At 55.2% G+C, this 19,199-nt stretch carries 14 protein-coding genes and 1 other annotated feature; of the genes, 5 read left to right on the forward strand and 9 right to left on the reverse strand.

The window, feature by feature from the left end:
* Window positions 1-62: 62 nt before the first annotated feature.
* Complete coding sequence (locus tag ACZF99_RS16020; protein WP_483606081.1) at window positions 63-2,057, reverse strand: diguanylate cyclase; 1,995 nt, start codon at window positions 2,055-2,057, stop codon at window positions 63-65.
* A 474-nt stretch (window positions 2,058-2,531) separates the two neighbouring features.
* Between ACZF99_RS16020 and rpsD the strand changes: the two genes are divergently transcribed.
* Window positions 2,532-3,131 (forward strand): 30S ribosomal protein S4, encoded by a 600-nt coding sequence (gene rpsD, locus ACZF99_RS16025; protein WP_483606082.1) that lies wholly within the window; start codon window positions 2,532-2,534, stop codon window positions 3,129-3,131.
* Between the two features lie 102 nt (window positions 3,132-3,233).
* Here the strand turns inward: rpsD and tyrS are convergent, their stop codons facing one another.
* Window positions 3,234-4,487, reverse strand: a complete 1,254-nt coding sequence (gene tyrS / locus ACZF99_RS16030) for a tyrosine--tRNA ligase (RefSeq protein ID WP_483606083.1) — start codon at window positions 4,485-4,487, stop codon at window positions 3,234-3,236.
* Window positions 4,488-4,555: 68 nt separating this feature from the next.
* Window positions 4,556-4,833 (reverse strand) — a binding site (T-box leader).
* A 172-nt stretch (window positions 4,834-5,005) separates the two neighbouring features.
* On the opposite strand from tyrS, the gene ACZF99_RS16035 reads away from it, so the two are divergent.
* The gene (locus ACZF99_RS16035; protein ID WP_483606084.1) at window positions 5,006-8,125 is read left to right on the forward strand and encodes a transglycosylase domain-containing protein; all 3,120 of its coding nucleotides are present in this window, start codon (window positions 5,006-5,008) and stop codon (window positions 8,123-8,125) included.
* A gap of 352 nt (window positions 8,126-8,477) precedes the next feature.
* On the opposite strand, the gene ACZF99_RS16040 is transcribed toward ACZF99_RS16035, so the two are convergent.
* Complete coding sequence (locus tag ACZF99_RS16040; protein WP_483612777.1) at window positions 8,478-8,525, reverse strand: hypothetical protein; 48 nt, start codon at window positions 8,523-8,525, stop codon at window positions 8,478-8,480.
* Window positions 8,526-8,720: 195 nt separating this feature from the next.
* Window positions 8,721-10,445: an acetate--CoA ligase gene (acsA, locus tag ACZF99_RS16045; protein WP_483606085.1), complete on the reverse strand. Its 1,725-nt coding sequence runs from the start codon at window positions 10,443-10,445 to the stop codon at window positions 8,721-8,723.
* A 314-nt stretch (window positions 10,446-10,759) separates the two neighbouring features.
* Between acsA and ACZF99_RS16050 the strand changes: the two genes are divergently transcribed.
* The gene (locus tag ACZF99_RS16050; RefSeq protein ID WP_483606086.1) at window positions 10,760-11,392 is read left to right on the forward strand and encodes a GNAT family N-acetyltransferase; all 633 of its coding nucleotides are present in this window, start codon (window positions 10,760-10,762) and stop codon (window positions 11,390-11,392) included.
* Window positions 11,393-11,419: 27 nt separating this feature from the next.
* On the forward strand, window positions 11,420-12,598 hold the full coding sequence (locus tag ACZF99_RS16055; RefSeq protein WP_483606087.1) for an acetoin utilization protein AcuC: 1,179 nt from the start codon (window positions 11,420-11,422) through the stop codon (window positions 12,596-12,598).
* Window positions 12,599-12,643: 45 nt separating this feature from the next.
* Here ACZF99_RS16055 and ACZF99_RS16060 read toward each other — a convergent pair whose 3' ends face one another.
* From ACZF99_RS16060 to ACZF99_RS16075, 4 genes are all read right to left on the reverse strand, one after another.
* The gene (locus tag ACZF99_RS16060) at window positions 12,644-13,363 is read right to left on the reverse strand and encodes a 5'-methylthioadenosine/adenosylhomocysteine nucleosidase (protein ID WP_483612779.1); all 720 of its coding nucleotides are present in this window, start codon (window positions 13,361-13,363) and stop codon (window positions 12,644-12,646) included.
* 177 nt (window positions 13,364-13,540) lie between these two features.
* The gene (gene ccpA, locus ACZF99_RS16065) at window positions 13,541-14,545 is read right to left on the reverse strand and encodes a catabolite control protein A (protein ID WP_483606088.1); all 1,005 of its coding nucleotides are present in this window, start codon (window positions 14,543-14,545) and stop codon (window positions 13,541-13,543) included.
* A gap of 113 nt (window positions 14,546-14,658) precedes the next feature.
* Complete coding sequence (ytxJ, locus tag ACZF99_RS16070) at window positions 14,659-15,000, reverse strand: bacillithiol system redox-active protein YtxJ (protein ID WP_483606089.1); 342 nt, start codon at window positions 14,998-15,000, stop codon at window positions 14,659-14,661.
* A gap of 121 nt (window positions 15,001-15,121) precedes the next feature.
* Window positions 15,122-15,538, reverse strand: a complete 417-nt coding sequence (locus ACZF99_RS16075) for a hypothetical protein (protein ID WP_483606090.1) — start codon at window positions 15,536-15,538, stop codon at window positions 15,122-15,124.
* Between the two features lie 314 nt (window positions 15,539-15,852).
* Between ACZF99_RS16075 and ACZF99_RS16080 the strand changes: the two genes are divergently transcribed.
* On the forward strand, window positions 15,853-16,380 hold the full coding sequence (locus tag ACZF99_RS16080) for a type 1 glutamine amidotransferase domain-containing protein (RefSeq protein ID WP_483606091.1): 528 nt from the start codon (window positions 15,853-15,855) through the stop codon (window positions 16,378-16,380).
* A gap of 1,014 nt (window positions 16,381-17,394) precedes the next feature.
* Here ACZF99_RS16080 and ptsP read toward each other — a convergent pair.
* Complete coding sequence (gene ptsP, locus ACZF99_RS16085; RefSeq protein ID WP_483606092.1) at window positions 17,395-19,137, reverse strand: phosphoenolpyruvate--protein phosphotransferase; 1,743 nt, start codon at window positions 19,135-19,137, stop codon at window positions 17,395-17,397.
* Window positions 19,138-19,199: the final 62 nt, after the last annotated feature.

A 19,199-nucleotide genomic window follows, 5' to 3' on the forward strand; every position in this document is an offset into this window, starting at 1 on the left:
CCTTCTCTAGCAGTAGCCTGCCACGGGGGCGTCCGGTCTATTCGCCGGGAGTCCCATTGCATTTACGGGGCTTGAGCATCGTCTCTTGACCCGATTTGCGTTTGGTTCCGCCCGTTGTTCTTGGCTTTATATAAAGCCATGTCCGCCTGATAGAACAGCGACTCCACACTAAGCTTATCGTCGCCGCGCACCCACTCCGCGATGCCGCACGACACGGTAACCGGCGGATCGGTATCCATCGCGACGCGCAGCCTGATCTTTTCCGCGATTTGGTAGCTGTTATCGGCGCCCGCGCCCGGCAAATACACGGCCAGCTCCTCGCCTCCCCAACGGGCGGCGATGTCCGTCTTGCGGATCGAGCTTTTGACGATGGCGCACACCTGTTTCAGGATTTTGTCCCCGGTCTGGTGGCCGTAGGTATCGTTGACCTGCTTAAACTGATCGATATCGACGAGAATCAAGGATCCGTTCGAATCCTTCTTCTGAAACTCCTGAATCGCATCATCGACATAGTGGCGGGCGTAAAGCCCGGTCAACATATCGCGGTTGGCCATGCGGCGAACCTCCGCATGCAGCGAAGCGTTGGCGATCGCCAGGCCGATGTGCGTGGACAAGACCTGAAGCAGCTTGTAATTGTCGTAAGAGAAGAAGCGAGTCTTGCGGTGTGCCAACATGATTACCCCGTTGACTTCGCCCTGGACGATTAGGGGGGCTGTGATCAACGAGCGGGAATCCGACTCCTCCATAAATCTCGAGGATACTTTGCCGTATGCCTGGAAATCCGACAGAATGATCGGCTCCTGCGTGGAATACACCAGACCGCTAAACCCGTAGTTTTTTGGAAAATGCTCCTTCGACAGCCCGGGCACGTTGCTGGACATAATCTCGAACGTTTCCCGCTCCTTGTTCAGTTGGGAGATGCAGCAATATTCCGCTTTGAAAATCGACAACAGCTCTTCGGTAGCAAACTGGAACACTTCCTTGAGCCGCAGGCTTTGATTCAGCCGTTTGGTCAGCTCGTTGATCAGCCTCAACTCGTTGATCAACACATTGGACTGCTCGTACAGCTTGGCGTTCTCGAACGCCGTGCCGGCCGTATCGGCCAACATGCCGATCAACTGCAAATCCACGTCATCGATCTCTTCCCGCCGAATTTGCAAGTGAAAAACGCCGTACACGCCTTGCTTGCCGCTGAGGGGCACGGCGATTTCCACCCGTCTTTCGCCGCGTTCGCCGGGATCCGCGGATTCCCTGACCTGCATCCGGCCCTCCATGAAAGCCCGAACGAACAGCTCGTCGCCCTGCCCGTGCAACTGCAGCGATTTGACCCGCGGATCGCGGCTTAAATGATCCTGGGACATCAACAGCTCCAGCTTCGCTGCCGGATACATCCCGGAAACCCGTTCGAACACTTCGGTCAGGACCGAATCCACGTCGATCTTGTCATGGAGCTTCTGCACCACTTGGAAGAGCTTGGAGCGGCGCTGTTCTTCGCGCTTGGCCTGCTGCTGGACGCGCAGCAGATCGGATATGAACAAGCCTTCAAAGCACTGATAAAAACAGGTTAGAAACAGCCGGGCCGCCGTTTTCGCGAACAGGGTCGCCGCCGAGGCGCCGCAATTGCGCAAGAAGCAGCCGAACGCGGCGAATAACTCCCCATGAATGCGGGTAAACATCGGCACGGCCACATAAACTCCGTTCGCCGTTTCGACCGCGATCGCTTGACGATCGCGAAGGCTCTCCGCAATCGTCTCTTCCATCCGCAAGGACCAGGACGGATCCGATAGCTCTCTCGCTTTAAGCGAATCGGCAAGCAGCTTCTCGCCGCGGCTGCCGAAAATGAAAAAAACAGCCTCGCCGAGTTCGGGCATTTCGCTTACCTGCTTGCGCCACTCGGCATATCCCTGTTTTAAAATAGAATCGATATAAGGAAAATCATGGACGGTAATATCTAGCTGCCGCAGCCAATCCGTATAATTGTCGCCATCCTCAAGCCGCGGCGGGACAGATGCACTATTCGGGCTCAGCACCGGCTGACCCTTGGATTGATCGGCCATAAAAAAGCTCCTTTATATGCTGCGTTGGATTTTTGCCTTCGCCTTGCGATAAATACCAAACGGACAAGCTTCCTTCCCTGAAGTTCAAGCTTGTCCATTTCGTAGGAATCCGATTTTTATTTATTATCTCCATTTTACTATCTTCCTAAGGGTTTTGCATTACAATTCCTAAGGTTTAAGATATTTTTTTAGGCCAAAAGCCCTATCGACAAAAAAACGCCTTTCCCAACAAAACCCCTTATTGACTTTATCCCCTTAAATCATATAATATATATTGTTGAAAAAGACTGGATAGAGTCTTGCTTAGGGCGTAACGCATGCGAGCACCCTCTCGGTTTTTGTTGCTGACGGGACAGCGGCTGAACTTTCCTGTCAGGGAGCGTATCTTTCATCTATCCTTCGCTCATCCAAAACAAAACCCGCGCAAGTAGAACCCTATACGAAATTTAACCAACAAAGGAGTCTACCTATACAATGGCACGTTACACAGGTCCTAAATTTAAACTCAGCCGCCGTCTCGGCATTTCCTTGAGCGGTACTGGCAAAGATTTGAAGCGTCCGTTCCCTCCGGGACAACACGGCGCTAACCAACGCAGAAAAGTAAGCAACTACGGAGCACAGCTGCTCGAGAAACAAAAACTGCGCCACATGTACGGCTTGGGCGAGAAGCAATTCCGCACCCTCTTCGAGAAAGCGCAGCACATGCCTGGTATCGCGGGCGAAACGTTCATGTTCCTGCTTGAAAGCCGGTTGGACAACCTCGTTTATCGTCTGGGCTTCGCGAACTCCCGCGCCGGCGCGCGTCAGCTCGTATCCCATGGCCACGTCACCGTGAACGGCAAGAAAGTGGACATCGCTTCCTACCGCGTGAACATCGGCGACGTGATCGGTCTTCGCGAAAGAAGCCGCGGCCTTTCCTCGGTGAAAGAAGCCTTGGAGAACCGTTCGCATCTTCCGGCTTACCTGGAATTCAACGACACGGCCCTGGAAGGCAAATACATCCGTTTGCCGGAGCGTTCCGAGCTGTCGCAAGACATCGACGAGAAGCAAATCGTCGAATTCTACAACCGTTAAGATTGATCAATGCCAAACCGGCCAAGTCGTTATCGACTTTGGCCGGTTTTTTCGTGTTAATAAAGAGAACCCCTAACCAATCGTTTCGGGGTTCTTTTCATATTAATTGATTTGCAGCTTGGCGAATTTGCGTTTGCCGACTTGGACGATCTCTCCGCCCGCCAGTTCCACTTCCGCGTTCGGATCGCTGATCTTCGCTTCGTTCAGCTTCACCGCGCCCTGCTGGATGCTGCGTTTGGCTTCCCCGTTGGATGCGGCGAATCCGATCAGCGTCAGCAGCTTGATCAGGCGGATTTTCCCATCCTCCAGTTCCGCGGCAGGAATCTCCTTCTCCTCGATATCCTCCGGCAGCGCCCGCTGCTGGAATACGGTCACGAAATGCTCCTGGGCTGCATCGGCCGCTTCCTGGCCATGGTACATCCGGACCAGCGTGTGGGCGAGTCTCATCTTGGCGTCGCGCGGATGGACATCCCCGGATTTAAGGCCCTCGGTGAGTGCGGCCAATTCTTCCAGGGACAGGTCCGTCACGAGCTCGTAGTATTTCGCCATCAGCTCGTCCGGCACGGACATCGCTTTGCCGTAAATTTCGTTGGGCGCCTCGTCGATGCCGATGTAGTTGCCGAGGCTTTTACTCATCTTCTGTACGCCGTCCAAGCCTTCGATGATCGGCGTCATAATCGCGATTTGCGTGTCTTTGCCATATTCTTTTTGCAGCGTCCGGCCCATGAGCAGATTAAACTTCTGGTCCGTTCCCCCAAGCTCGATGTCGCTTTCCAGCGCCACCGAATCCATGCCCTGCATCAGCGGGTAGAAAAACTCGTGGATGCTGATCGGCTGCCCGCTCGTGTACCGCTTCGTAAAATCGTCGCGTTCGAGCATGCGCGCCACGGTCACCTTGGCGGATAACTTCACCACATCGGCAAACGTCATCGGGGCCAGCCATTCGGAGTTGAAATTGACCTGGGTTTTGGACGGGTCTAAAATTTTGAAAATTTGCTGACGGTACGTTTCCGCGTTCCGTTGTACGTCTTCTTCGGTCAACTGCTTACGGGTTTCCGATTTTCCGGTCGGGTCGCCGATCCGCCCCGTGAAGTCGCCGATAATCAACTGCACCTGATGCCCCAGCTCCTGAAATTGGCGCAGCTTCTGCATCACCACCGTATGGCCGACGTGAATGTCCGGCGCGGAAGGGTCCAGCCCCAGCTTCACCTTAAGCGGCTTGCCGGTCACAACTGACTTGATCACTTTCTGCTTCAATTCATCCTCCGGCACGATCTCCACCACGCCGCGGGAAATCACCTGAAGCTGGCGTTCAACCTCGGCTTGCTGCGCCGCGCTTAATTCTTCCCACTTCATTGCTCTTACCTCCATCCAAATTGTTCAGTACACCTATGAAAATGAACGCAAAAATGCTCCTTCCCATCCCAAGGGACGAGAAGGAGCACTCGCGTTACCACCCTAATTAAAACCGCTGCCCGGATCTCGTCCATGATGGTGCGAGCGAACCGTGCACGGTTTTCACTTCATTAACATAACGGGGGACCCCGGTACCGGACTACTGGCGCATCGGCATGTTCCCGCGCGTTCCCCCGGACGGCTCCAGACGGTATTTCAAAAGGGATCCGCCCATTCGGTTCACAGCGACCACCGATTCTCTGAGCGGCGGGATTCCGCCTTCTACTGAGTCTTTCCAAGCCTTTTGTCGATATGCGATTTAAAATAATATATAACATAGATGCATTTGCAAAGTCAAACCTACGAAAACTAGGTCATAAGCATGAACAAGGCTCTACAACACGCCAAAATGCGCTGAAAAAACATCCAAATCCCCTTTTTTATGCTATAATGTTGCTGTTTATAAAGGAGGATCATGCATGGATCATGAGAACGACAAAAACTCCGGCAAGCTGCGGCGCAACAACCGGAGCGAAAAACCCGCTAAACCCGCCCGAAAGCGCAAAAAAGGCCGGATCGCCTGGGCGATAACGGGTTGGCTCGTTCTGTTTGGATTTGCCGGCGCGCTGTTTGTCGGGGGGGCCGTATTCGGATACGTATCCTCCATCGTCAAGGACGAACCGGTACGGTCACGCGCCGACATTGAAGCGAAAATCAACCATAATGAAATGACGGGCTTCGCCTATTTCCGTGACGGTCAACCGATCGGCCAGCTCCGCTCCGAAGAGGACCGACGCCCCGTCACTTACAAGGAGATCCCGCAAATCGTACTCGATGCGGTAATCGCCATCGAAGACAACCATTTCGAGGAACACATCGGTATCGACTTTAAGGGCACGCTGCGGGCGGTCAAGCAGCGGTTGCTCAAGGAAGACGTGCAGACCGGCGGCAGTACGCTGACGCAGCAATTGGCGCGCCGCGTGTTCCTGAACCTGGATAAGACCGAAGACCGGAAGGTCAAGGAAATGCTGCTGGCGCTTCGGCTGGAGCGTTTTTTATCCAAGGAAGAAATCATCACGGCTTATATGAATAAGGTTCCTTTCGGCAACGGTTCGAACGGCTATCAGGTATACGGCATCAAGGCCGCCGCGAAGGGCCTCTTCAACATCAGCAATCTGGCGGATCTGAACATCGCTCAAGCGGCGTATTTGGCCGGTTTGCCTCAGCTCCCTTCCACGTATTCCGCTTTTAACGGCAAAGGCGAATTCAACGAAGAGGCCTTTGGTCGGGCCGTGAAACGTCAGCAGTTGGTGCTGCAGCGCATGCTCGAGGAGAACAAAATCACGCAGGCGCAATATGACGAAGCGATGGCATTCGACATCAAGGGTTCGCTGGCCAAAACGACGAAGAAGGCTTACGACACCTTCCCGTATCTGATGCTGGAGACGGAACGGCAAGGCGCGATCGTTATTGCGATGCTCAACAATCCGGAGATGACCAAAGAGGAAGTCGCCGCCAACACGCAAATCCTTGAGGAAGCCCGGCAGGAGCTGCTGACCGGGGGGTACCGGGTCTACACGACCATCGACAAGAAGGTCTACAACTCCATGCACAAGGTGTCGGACAACGCCGACAATTTCTCGCCGTTCAGCGAGAAGAAAGGTCTGGAGCAAGTCGCTTCGATGATGATCGACAACAAGACCGGCGCGATCCTCGGGATGATCGAAGGACGCGACTTCTACACGGAGCAAATGAACTATGCAACGCAGATGAAACGGCAGCCGGGCTCCACGATGAAGCCGATCGCCGCTTATTTGCCGGCCCTCGAAGCCGGGCTCGTCCAGCCGGCCAGCATCATCGACGATTCGCCGATGATTTTGAAGGACTACCAGAAGGGCTTCCATATTCCGGTCAATTCCAGCGGCGGTTACAAGGGCCTTGTGACGGTGCGGACCGCGCTGAACGAATCGCGGAACATCCCGGCGCTTCGGGTGTTCAACAACATCGTCGGCATCGACAAAGCCTGGGATTTCTCCAAGAAGCTCGGCATCACAACGCTGGAGGACGAGGATTACAGCGCCCAAACCGGCGTGCTCGGCGGCTTGAAATATGGCGTCACCGTCGAGGAACTGACCAACGCATACAGTGCCATTGCCAACGGCGGGAAGTTTACCGATGCTTACATGATCGAGAAAATCACCGACGCCAAAGGGGATATCGTATATAAGCATAAGGTCGAACCGAAGCAGGTATTTTCCGAGCAAACGGCTTACCTGATGACCGATATGCTGCGCACCGTCATCAAGGACGGCACCGGCAAATCGATCAAAAGCGATTTCAAGAACTATGGCAAAATCCCGGTCGTCGGCAAGACCGGAACGACGCAAAACTACGCCGACGTCTGGTTTATGGGGTATTCGCCGGACGTCACGCTGGGGGTATGGATCGGCTACCGCGAACCGGTCAATACGCTGTCGGATGCCGGCAAATCGCGGGCGCGGAAAATCTGGGCGCTGATCATGAACGAAGTGACCGAAAACGAGCCGGAGCTGTTCGCGGCCGAAGCGTTTACCAAACCGGACGGCATCGTGAAGAAGACGGTGTCCGGTTACAGCGGCAAACTGCCAACCCAACTGACGCAGCAGGCCGGCAAGCTGGTTACGGATATTTTCAACGCCAAATATGTGCCGACGGAGCCGGACGACGTCCTGATCCGGGCCAAATACGTGACGTATGAAGGGGTCAACTACATTCCGCTCGAAACGACGCCTTCCGATATGCTGCGCGAGAAGGTCGTGGTGAAACGCGAGACGCCGATCAAAGTGCTCAAGGAACAGTTGGAGAAGGCGTTCGCCGGCATGTCCGGCGGCCATAAACCGCTGAGCTTCTATATGCCGAAGGATGCTGGTGAGGATGCGCCCTACAAACCGGATCCGCGCGTCGACGACGGTCAACCGCCGGCTCCTCCGGCGAATGTCGCCTTGTCGGGCAGCGGTGGGGCTACCAAGATTACATTTAGCGAAAATACGGAGAAAGACGTCGTCGGTTACCGATTGTACCGCGCGGATGACGGCGTGACGTTCCAGTACACCGGGAAAGCGGCGCTGGTCGGCGATTCGGCTGCAATTACGGACGGCGGCTCGGCCGGCATCGCTACCGCGTATTACGTCACGGCAGTCGACGTGGCCGGCAAGGAATCGGCGCCAAGCGCGATCGTCAGCGCCTTTGGCGGCGGCGGATTCCCGGACGGCGGCTCGGCGCCGGACCCGAACGGCGAAACGCCGGACAGCGGCAGCGACGGCACGATCGGCGGCAACAGCGACAGCGGCCCGCTCCCCGCTTCGCCTGCCAAGGTAAGCGTCAAGAAGGACGAGCGCGGGTTCACGGTCAGCTGGGAGGCGAACGGCGCGCTCGACCTCGTGACGAGCTACAACGTCTACGTGTCCGATGCCGAAGGCGGCTCCTACACGAAGGTGGGCTCCACCTCGGACCCGCACTTCTCGTTCAAAACCGACTCCAACTCCGTCTGGATCCAAGTCACCGCCGTCAACGTGCTGGGCGAATCCTCGCCGTCGGCGCCGGTGCAGTATAGTAAGTAAGCAGTAAATAGCAGCAGGTTGTGAGCCTGCTGCTTTTTTGATTTGAAAACTCTTTATCAATAGTAACTTTTAAGGATTCCTTACGTTATTTGAGATAAAATCATTCCAAACAATGTTTCATAATTCATTAGCCTTTTTAAGGGAAATATTTTTATCGTGAAAATCATTACTACTAAAAAATTTATACACCCTAGATGGTAACCTACCAACCAATTGTTTTAGTAATTGGAATATTCTTCTGAATTTGCTTTCCACTCAGCCTTAGCCATGGTTCTTTCGTTCAAGTTTTCACTGTTTATCAAATTCCATAGCTCATTGGTAAAATACTTCATTGTTAGTCTCCTTCCCTCACCTATGGAGCAACTAAATTGGCCGGAATTGTAGGCCATAAGGGGGGCAAAGGGATGGGGCAAATCTTATGACTCTATAGAGAACATAACCCCCTGCAACAGTTATTATATATGATTTTTCGAATATAATCCCGCTCCAGCAGCGAAAGTGACGGCCCAGAACCGGAACCGAATTCCCTCTCCGCAAAAAAAGAGTCCCCTCAAGCCTTCGCTTAAGGGGACTCCCTATTATAGATCTAACGACCTCAATCCTCGATCGTCGACAAATCGCCGGCCGGGAGGTTGAGCTCCCAGGCCTTGAGCACCCGGCGCATGATTTTGCCGGAGCGGGTCTTGGGCAGTTTGTCTTTGAACTCGATTTCGCGCGGGGCGGCGTGGGCGGACAACCCTTCCTTGACGAATTTGGCGATCTCCGCCTTCAGCTCCTCGGACGCCGCAAAGCCTTCGCGCAGCGAAATGAACGCCTTGATGATCTCCCCGCGTACCGGATCGGGCTTGCCGATGACCCCGGCTTCCGCCACGGCCGGATGCTCGACAAGCTTGCTCTCGACCTCGAACGGGCCGATTCGCTCGCCGGAGGAATTGATCACATCGTCGATCCGGCCTTGGAACCAGAAATAGCCGTCCTCGTCCATGTAGGCCGTATCGCCGGAAATGTACCAACCGGGGATGCGGAAATACTCCTCGTATTTCGGCGCGTTGTTCCAGATCAGCCGCATAACCGACGGCCACGGCGTGCGGATCGCCAGATTGCCCATCCGGTACGGCGGCAACTCCTTGCCGTTGTCGTCGATGATCGCTGCCTGGATGCCGGGTACCGGCTTGCCCATCGAGCCGGGTTTGATCGGCATCGACGGATAGTTGCAGATCAGCTGGCCGCCCGTTTCCGTCATCCACCAGGTATCGTGGATGCGGCGGTTGTATACCTTCATCCCCCAGCGAACAACCTCGGGGTTCAGCGGTTCGCCGACCGACAGGACATGGCGCAAGGATGACAGATCATACTGCCGGATGATGTCCTGCCCCGCTCCCATCAGCATGCGAAACGCCGTTGGCGCACTGTACCAGACGGTCACCTGGTTCTTTTGGATCGTCTCGTACCAGTCCGCCGGGCTGAAGCGACCGCCGCGGACGACGTTGGTCACGCCGTGCAGCCACGGGGCAAAGATACCGTAGGACGTTCCGGTGACCCATCCCGGGTCCGCCGTACACCAATAGACATCCCCTTCCTTAAGGTCCAGCACAACGTTGCCGGTATGATAGTGCTGAATCATGGCGTTATGCACGTGGTAAACGCCTTTCGGCTTGCCGGTTGAACCCGATGTATAATGCAAAATCAGGCCGTCCTCGCGGTTCACCCACTCGATCTCGGCTTCAGGGGATGCGGCTTCCATTTCCGCCTTATAATCGACGATTCCGCCCCCGGCAGTCACCTCGTCGCCTACGACGAAAATCGTCCGCAGCGTCGGCAGTTCCTCGCGCTTCACCCGCGGCAGCAGCGCCGGCGTCGTGACCAGCACAACCGCTCCGCTATCCTCCAGGCGGTCCTTGACCGCCGTTTCCATAAACGCCTCGAACAACGGCCCGACGACCGCACCGACCTTGAGCGTCCCCAATACGCTCACATAGAGCTCCGGCGTCCGCGGCATAAAGACGAAGACCCGATCTCCCTTCGTGATGCCGTATTTGCGCAGCACATTGGCGAACCGGTTCGTCAGCTCCTGCATGTCCTCGTACGTATACGACTCCTCCCGCGCAGGATCGCTGAAGCGGAGCGCCACGCGCCCGCCCTTGCCCGCATCGACGTGGCGATCGATCGCCTCATAGGCCATGTTGACTTTGCCCGTGACATACCAGGAGAACTGCTTCTCGACATCCTCCCATTGAAAATTCTTATACGCCTCTTCGTAGCTGCCCATGTTGGACGACGGAACGCCCGGTGAAATGACTTCCCCTTGCAGTTGACTCATCGTTTCATCCTCCCTTAATCTTTGGAAATTTCCAAGCAGTAGATCAAAGTTTATGAAAACGGATACATAGCAGCGTAAGTTGAAAGCTTGATTCAGCGTGTCATGAATGAGGGCATCCGTTTTGATCGAAAAAAGCACGGTAAATATCAAATGGTTGAGGCGTTTTTCGAGTACAACGATCACATAAACGACCCGAAATTATGAATATTTTATGTCGGTGAACATTATAGCACACGTTTTCGCGCACAGGCTACACTTTTCAATTTTTCATTTTTCTGTTATAAGTGAGGGGAACGAGCAAAGGAGGCGGTTCCATGGAACACCGAAAAACGTATATCCGCCACACCCTGCCCCATCAGAATCGTGAAATTGTTGTAGAGGGTCCCGCGTCCCCCTCGCATCTCCAAACCTTACGGATGCATCCCGATCTGGACGCGTTTCGCAAGCCGGCGGACCAGCACGCCGCATTGGTGGAAATCGCCGGCCTTCCGGAAGGGCGTATCATCCTGGCTCGGGAGGAGTCGACCATCGTTGGGTATGTGACCTTTCACTACCCTGACGAAATGGAACGGTGGTCGCAGGGACGCATGCCCGACCTGATCGAGCTCGGAGCCATCGAAGTCGCCGACGACTACCGGTCGCTCGGACTCGGTTCGAAGATGATCCGGACGGCGTTCGAAGATGACCAGATGGAGAAATACATCGTCTTTACGACCGAATATTATTGGCATTGGGATTTGAAAAACAGCGGCCTCTCCGTGTGGGATTACCGCAGCATGATGGAACGGCTGATGAAGACGGTCGACATGGTCTGGTATGCCACCGACGACCCGGAGATTTGCTCCCATCCGGCCAACTGCCTGATGGTGCGAATCGGCAAGGAGGTTCCCTTGTCCTCCGAGGAGCAGTTTGACCGGATTCGTTTTCAGCAGCGTTTTATGTACTGACAGTAAAAAGGAAGGCGTGATGAATCCATGCCTGGAAGCGCTTTATTTGTTCACCATGAACAGGCGATGAACTACCGGTTTCACGACGGCCATCCGTTTCATCCGATCCGGCTGGAATTGACGATGGATCTGCTGCAGGAGCTCGGCGCGCTGACGCCGCAGCAGATGCACCCGTCGCGGCCGGCGACCGACGAAGAGCTGCTATGGATCCATCAGCCGGCCTACGTCGAAGCCGTCAAGCAGCTGAGCCGCCCGAGCCCCGAGGCGGAGTGGATTGCGCGAGGCGAGCAGTTTGGGCTATTGGACGAGGATACGCCTTATTTTCACGGCATGCACGAAGCGGCGGCCTGGGTCGCCGGAGGGACGATTTCGGCCGTGGAGGCCGTGCTCTCCGGATCCAGCACGCATGCCCTGCACCTCGGCGGCGGCTTGCATCACGCCCTGTCGGCCAAAGCGGCCGGCTTCTGCGTTTACAACGATGCTGCGGTGGCCATCGACTATGCCCGCCGCCATTACGGTGCGCGCGTCTTATACGTCGACACGGATGTTCACCACGGAGACGGGGTGCAGTGGAGCTTCTATTCGGACCCCGATGTGTGCACGTATTCCATCCATGAGACGGGCAAATACCTGTTCCCGGGCACCGGCTTCCTGCCGGAGCGCGGCGAACATCATGGCTACGGCGCTTGCATGAACCTGCCGCTTCAGCCTTACACGGAAGATGCCTCCTGGATGGAATGCTTTGAAGCGTCGATTCGGCGGCTAACCGCCTATTTCCGGCCGGATTTGATCATCAGTCTGCACGGCTGCGACGCCCATGCACTGGACCCGCTATCGCACATGCACTGCAGCATGTCGATCTACCGGGATATGCCGGCCATCCTGCACGAGCTGGCCCATACGTATTGCGAAGGGCGTTGGGTCGCCATGGGCGGCGGCGGTTACGATTTCTGGCGGGTTGTTCCCCGCGCCTGGAGCTTGCTGTGGCTGGAGATGAGCGATCATCCGCTATCCGCCGCCCTGCGCCGCGAGCCGCTGCTTCCGTTGCCCCAGACCTGGGTTAACCGCTGGCAGCCGCAAACCTCGTTCTCGCTCCCGGCCGTTTGGCTTGACGACTTGTCCCATTGGGAGGGCATTCCCCGCCGCGCGGAAATCACGGCAAAAAACCGCGAAAGTCTCGCGGTTGCTTTGCAGGATTATCCCTAAGACTCAGGCGGTTGGGAGCCTCCCCTTAACCCCTCTTAAGTCTTCTTAGCCTAGTACCTCGCCGGCATGCTCCACCATGTCGTTCAAAATGACAAACGAACGCCGGGCGGCAAGCGCCGTAAACTCGGAATAGTTCACGTCGGCGGAGCCATCGGCCTTGTCCGAGATGGAACGCAGCACGATAAAAGGAACGCCGTTCCTGTGGCATACCTGGGCGAGCGCCGCCCCTTCCATTTCGACGCAAGCGCCGTCCAGCTCCCTGTACAGAACGGAGCCAACGAATTCCGGGTCGGCGATGAACTGATCTCCGGACAACACCCGTCCCACCCGGTACTGATGGTCCGTGCACTGGCGAGCGCAAGCACTTTTCGCCAAGGAGATCAGCGCAGGGTCGGCCGGAAAGTCGGAGATGTCCTGGTACGGCGTGATGCCCCGCGCGTAGCCAAGCGGCCGGGCGTCCATATCGTGCTGCAGGCAAGTGGACGAAATAACGATATCGCCGACATTCAAATCGGGGTGTACCGCTCCGGCCACCCCGGTAAACCAGATCGTGTCCGCACCAAAACGATCGATCAGGATTTGCGTCGTGGCCGCGGCATTCACTTTGCCGACGCCGGACTTGCAGACAACAACGTTCCGGCCGTGCAGCCAGCCTTTGATGAAAGTGGTCCCGGCCGCCACAACCCGCTCCTGACGTTCCACCTTCTCCACAAGCAGCGCAATTTCTTCATCCATGGCTCCCATCAGACCAATTGTGTTTATCAGGGGCATGTCAGTTTCTCCCTTCTGTTCCCCGTTCACTCGCGCGAACAGGATTATGGTATCCGAATACTCAAAAAAGCTCCTTAATTCAAGGAGCTTTTTCCGTTGTTAACCTTTTTCATATATATTTTCTATGTGTAGCTTATCTCTTTAAACGAAACGCCGCAGGCTTCCGACCCTTTAAACGTGGCTGACGGACAAACGCAAAATCGTTTCGTGCGGCAAGATCACCCGCGGATTCTCGACCGCTTCCTTCTTCATCAGCTTCGTGAGCAGTCGCATCGCTACCGCGCCAAGGTCGTACATCGGCTGGGCGACGGTCGTCAATTGAGGACGAACCATCGAAGCCATGCGGATATTATCCACGCTGATGATCGAGAAATCGTCCGGCACCTTCAAGCCTTCGTCCTGAATGCTATGGATCGCGCCGATCGCCATTTCGTCCGTCGCCGCAAAGATCGCCGTCGGACGCTTCTTCAGCCCCAGGAAATACTTCATCGCTTCCACGCCGGATTCATAGCGGTAGTTCCCGATCCGCACCAGATCCTCCTGATACTGAATGCCCGCGGTCTCCAGCGCGCGCTTGTATCCTTGGAATCTCGCATAGCCGTTCGCCGGATCCTGCAGCGTTCCGCTGATCATCGCAATTTCGCGATGCCCATGACGAATCAGCGTGCTGACCGCGTCATACGCCGCCGCTTCATGATCGATATCCACGGAAGGATACTGTCCGTTCTCGTCGCTCGTTGCGCAGAGTACAATTGGCACCGCGGACGTCTGGAACGCTTGAATATGCTCCTCCGTTACGGTTCCGCCCATGAACAGGAGCCCGTCCACTTGCTTCTCGAGCAAAGTGTTGATGACGCGAATCTCCTTCTCTTTGCGTTTGTCGGCGTTACACAAAATAATGTTATAGTGATACATGTTTGCAATATCTTCGATGCCCCGGGCAATTTCCGCAAAAATCGAATTCGAGATATCGGGGATGACCACGCCCACCGTAGTGGTCTTCTTGCTGGCAAGTCCCCTGGCTACGGCATTGGGCCGATAGCCTAACCGTTCAATCGCTTCATAAACCTTTTTCCGGGTCTGCGGCTTCACATTCGGATTGTTGTTGACAACCCGGGAAACCGTGGCCATCGAGACGCCTGCTTCACGTGCCACATCGTAAATGGTAACCGTCACATTCTTCTCTCCATTGCCAATAGATTTTCACTCGTTCATCCGGTAAAGTTCCAGAGCTTCAATTAAATTTATGATACGACAAAATACTACTTTATGCAATGATAACGCTTCACTCAGCGTAAAATCTCCTGCAGCGCCGCCTTCGTGATCTTCGAATGGGACGTGTGCCAGACGGCTTGTCCCTCCTTGACCAGAATGGCTTGAGGGGATTCATGCTGAACGCCAAGCCGTTCGGCCGCCTCGTTGGATACGTCCCGGTTCTCGATGACGTAAATCAGCCCGTATGTAACGTCTTCGCGCGGAGTCCCGTCCAAATAAGTCTCCGCCTCCTTATGCGCCCCGGCACTGATCGGGCAGCGGGTACTGTGCTTGAACAGCAATAGCGGCTGGCTTGAGGAGCGTTCCAAAGCATTATTCAGCTCCTGGATCGATTGTATTCTCATCCATTTGGACATGACATTTCATCCCCTTTAGTGCGAATAAGAATCTCCAGATGTTATGTTGATATCTTAACAAAAAAAGAAATGAAAATACAACATCATTTACAATATGATTTGCAAAAATCGAGCAAACACGTTAATTGGCCCTGGAAAATTGTCGATTCTTTACGTATTTAGACAGTTGGGAGAGGCGTTTGGAGATCTCGTCCATCCATTTCAAATCGCCGATGTTCTTGGCTCCGCCATACAAGTCCAGCAGCAGGTTGATTCGTTCCTCGCATTGCTGCTCCAGCAAGCTCTCGAAGGAAGCGTTCTCCGTCCGGTTCCACTGGCGGTAGATGCCGAAAATCAGATCGGCCAGCTCGTTCAGCTCGGTAAAGTATACCCGGCCGTTAGGCTGCTCTTTCTTGAGTTCGGCCAGCATGTCCGTCAGATCCGACTTCACCTCGGGAAGCACCTCGTAATAGCTGCAATCCTCGCATTCGTAAATGGGAACGCGGTCGATTTCATAGATTCCTTCAAAAATGACCAGCCTGAAGCCTAGGTTCATCATTTGCCCGCAATGACAGTGCTTACGCACAGTACCACCTCATCTTAGTCCTCTGCATTTTTATTTCGATGAATTTTTAAGATATTAAGAAAGCATTCGTGCTTAGAAAGTGCATCGATAGATGTTATTCTTATGGATATAGTTCCTATTCGACTCGCCTGCGAGAATCTCCTTCTGTTGGCCGATGATACTTTAAATTGCCATTTTTGGAAAGGTTTCAGAAAACGCTAGGCATAGAAATAGTCATCATTTTTGATACAATTAAAATATTGAAACGAACTTTCGTCAAGCCCCATAAAAGACAGGAGGAGTTGGATTTGAGATTAACTGGCAAAAAAATAGTAGCCCTGGTGGATGAGGAATTCGAGGATTTGGAGCTATGGTACCCGATCTACCGCGTTCGCGAAGAGGGGGCCGCGGTCCATTTGGTTGGCCCGGTGAAAGGCAAAAAATACATCGGCAAATACGGCGTGCCCGCCGAGGCGGAATTGGCCTTCGAGGAAATCGACGCCAGCGAGTATGACGGGATACTTGTCCCAGGCGGCTGGGCACCCGATAAGTTGCGGCGTTACGAAAAGGTGCTGCAGCTCGTTCGCGAGCTGCACCAAGCGAAGAAGCCGATCGGGCAAATCTGCCACGCCGGCTGGGTGCTCATCTCCGCCGGCATCTTGAAAGGCGTAACCGTCACTTCCACGCCGGGTATCCGCGACGATATGCAAAACGCCGGCGCAATCTGGCTCGACGAGCCCGTCGTCGTGGACGGGCACATCATCTCGGCCCGCCGGCCGCCAGACCTGCCAGCTTACGGCAAAGCTTTCGTGGACGCGGTGGCCAGCAAGCGATAACGGGGTGCAATTGCAAGGTGCGGTACTTAGCGGCACAGTGTTGGTTTGGTTCGTTGGCGGGGTGCGGTAACAGGGGGCGACTGCGGGGTACGGTGGCGGTAAGTGGCAGCGGAATGCGAATGCGGCGGCTGTTGACGGGAGCGGCGGCTTGTGGCGGAGATCTATAATGTAGCCCGGTACGGGTGGCGGGTAGGTTATGATGAGGTGGCTAGCAGTTAATATCAGACTATTGTGAACGGGCAGTCCCTGCGCCCAGCGCCGCCGATCGACATGCGCCAGGCCGCGCTGGGCAAGGGTCACGCGCCGGGCCTAGGCAAAATACAACTATAAATAGAGCCTGAGCCAGATCCTGTCCCTGTGCTATACCTATACCTATACCTATACCTATACCTATACCTGTGCCTGCTCCAGCATCAACGTCTGCGCAAGCACCAACGTGAGTTCCAGCATTTACCTCTGCGTCTGTGTCAACACCAACGTGTGCAATAGTGTCTCCATCTGCACAAGCGCCCGCCTTCACTAGCACCTACGTCTGCCCCAACGCTAACGTCTGCTCCCGGTGTCCCTGTATGCATCTACGCCATCGACTAACTTCGCCAACATCAACGCATGGGCCAACGTCTACCTCTGCATCAAAGCTCCACTTGCTTCCGCCAAGTGTAAAAGTACAGTACAATATCCCCTAATTCTCCAGAATTTGGGATTCAAATGCAAAAGTGCAGTTCAGTTCGGTTGAAAAGGCCTACTCCGGTCCGATCCTCCCAAAATCAACTGCGCTTTTGCATTTCAATGCTTCTCGCGGGGTCGTTTCGACAAAAACCGCCTGCACTTTTACATCTGAGCGCGCGAAGCGGCGAACTATGCAGAGCTAGCACTCAGCCAGCGCTCAGCTAGTGCAGCTAGCACTCAGCTAGTGCAGAGCTAGTATATTACAGCCACACACCAAAGCTGCAACGCAAACCGAAATAGGCCGTTCCCGGAGTCCTGCCTGCCCCCGGGAACGGCCTATTTCGCTTATTTGCCCAACCGTTCTTGCTCCAGCTCGTACGCATAGCGGATCAGCTCGGATTCAATCTGATCGCTGGTGGACAGATGGTAGCAGGCTGCGCCGACTTCCTTGCTCTCCCGCGAATCGGAGTTTAGGACGCGATGCTTCACCCGCAGCAGTGCCTGCGGCGACATACTCAAATCGGTGACGCCGAGATGCAGCCAGAGCGGCACCGCCTTCTCGTCCCCGGCCATCTCGCCGCAGACGCTGACGGCGATACCCGCCGCCTTGGCCGATTGCACCGTTTGACGGAGCAGCCGCAGCACCGCCGGATGAAACGGATGGTACATATGGGCAATCTTCTCGTTCATTCGGTCGACGGCCAGTACGTACTGGACCAGGTCGTTGGTGCCGATGCTGAAGAAGTCCACTTCCTGCGCCAACAGATCGGCGATCGCCGCCGCTGCCGGGATCTCGATCATGATCCCGACCTGAATATCGGGGTCGTAGGCGAGTCCGCGCCGGGTCAAGTCCCGCTTGGCTTCCTGCAAAATCGCGTTCGCCCCGCGGATTTCCTCCAGCGAAGAGATCATCGGATACAGGATCTTCATTTTGCCGTAAGCGCTGGCGCGCAAAATCGCGGCAAGCTGTGTCCGGAACATCTCGCGGCTGTCCAAGCTGATGCGGATTCCGCGATAGCCCAGAACCGGGTTCTCCTCTTCCTGCAGCTCGAAATACTCCAGCTGCTTGTCGCCGCCGATGTCCAGCGTCCGGATGACGACCGAGTGCGGCCCAGCCTTCTCCGCAACCTGCCGATATACCTCGAATTGCTCGTCTTCGCCCGGAAACGAAGCTCGGTCCATGTACAAAAATTCCGTGCGGAACAAGCCGACACCTTCCGCGCCATGCTTCAAGGCCAGCTCCAAATCCTTAACGGAGCTGATATTCCCGGCGAGCCGCATACGCACGCCGTCTTTGGTCACCGCCTCCACAGCCGCCAGCAGTTGCAACTGCTCCTTCCGGCGACGTTGATTCTCCGCCAGCTCCGTATACCGCGTAACGATTGACGGTTCGGGATTCAGATACACCAATCCCTCGTCGCCGTCGATCACCAGCAGATCGCCGGTTTGCAGCGGCTCGGCCAGCTTGTTCTCGAGCCCCGAAACGAGCGGAATGCCCAGCGCCCTCGCCATGATCGCCGAGTGCGACGTTTTGCCGCCGGCCATCGTGACCATGCCCAGCACATTGTCCGGATTCAAATGGACCAGTTGGGAGGGTGAAAGCTCCTTGGCCACCAAAATATACGGCTGCGTATCCGCGGGCAAGGTGATGTCCGGCGTCCCAAGCAAGTGCTTAAGCAGACGATTGCCGACATCCTTGATGTCGAGCGCCCGTTCTTTCATATATTCATCGTCCAGCAGGTCAAACATCGTTACAAAATGGTCGATCGCTTCCTTAACGGCCACTTCCGCCGCCTTGTATTGGCGTTCGATAATTCCCCGGATCTCGCTCATAAAGACGGGATCTTCCAGGATCGCCAGATGGGCGTCAAAAATGCCGGATTCCTCCGCACCCACCGTCTCCTTAATCTCGTTCTTCATCACTTCGATTTCGGTTTTGGACGTGCGAATACCTTCGTACAACCGTTCGAATTCCTTGGCGAGATCCACCTTCTCCATCCGGCGATCCGGTACGTCCCATTCCCAGGCGGGCAGCACAAAAGCTTTGCCGATGGCGACGCCCGCTGCTGCTCCGATCCCCTGTATCATGTAGTGACCCCCTAGTCCTGCTTGTAAGTTGCATTCTAAATAAGAGTTCAAAAATCAGCTTT

It is taken from the genome of Paenibacillus sp. JL3B1040, assembly GCF_057063165.1.

Excerpts from the sequence above, each read along its gene's own strand:
- ACZF99_RS16020 (WP_483606081.1), bottom strand. The coding sequence starts at position 2,057 with ATGGCCGATCAATCCAAGGGTCAGCCGGTGCTGAGCCCGAATAGTGCA.
- rpsD (WP_483606082.1), top strand. The coding sequence starts at position 2,532 with ATGGCACGTTACACAGGTCCTAAATTTAAACTCAGCCGCCGTCTCGGC.
- tyrS (WP_483606083.1), bottom strand. The coding sequence starts at position 4,487 with ATGAAGTGGGAAGAATTAAGCGCGGCGCAGCAAGCCGAGGTTGAACGC.
- ACZF99_RS16035 (WP_483606084.1), top strand. The coding sequence starts at position 5,006 with ATGGATCATGAGAACGACAAAAACTCCGGCAAGCTGCGGCGCAACAAC.
- acsA (WP_483606085.1), bottom strand. The coding sequence starts at position 10,445 with ATGAGTCAACTGCAAGGGGAAGTCATTTCACCGGGCGTTCCGTCGTCC.
- ACZF99_RS16050 (WP_483606086.1), top strand. The coding sequence starts at position 10,760 with ATGGAACACCGAAAAACGTATATCCGCCACACCCTGCCCCATCAGAAT.
- ACZF99_RS16055 (WP_483606087.1), top strand. The coding sequence starts at position 11,420 with ATGCCTGGAAGCGCTTTATTTGTTCACCATGAACAGGCGATGAACTAC.
- ytxJ (WP_483606089.1), bottom strand. The coding sequence starts at position 15,000 with ATGTCCAAATGGATGAGAATACAATCGATCCAGGAGCTGAATAATGCT.
- ACZF99_RS16075 (WP_483606090.1), bottom strand. The coding sequence starts at position 15,538 with ATGATGAACCTAGGCTTCAGGCTGGTCATTTTTGAAGGAATCTATGAA.
- ptsP (WP_483606092.1), bottom strand. The coding sequence starts at position 19,137 with ATGATACAGGGGATCGGAGCAGCAGCGGGCGTCGCCATCGGCAAAGCT.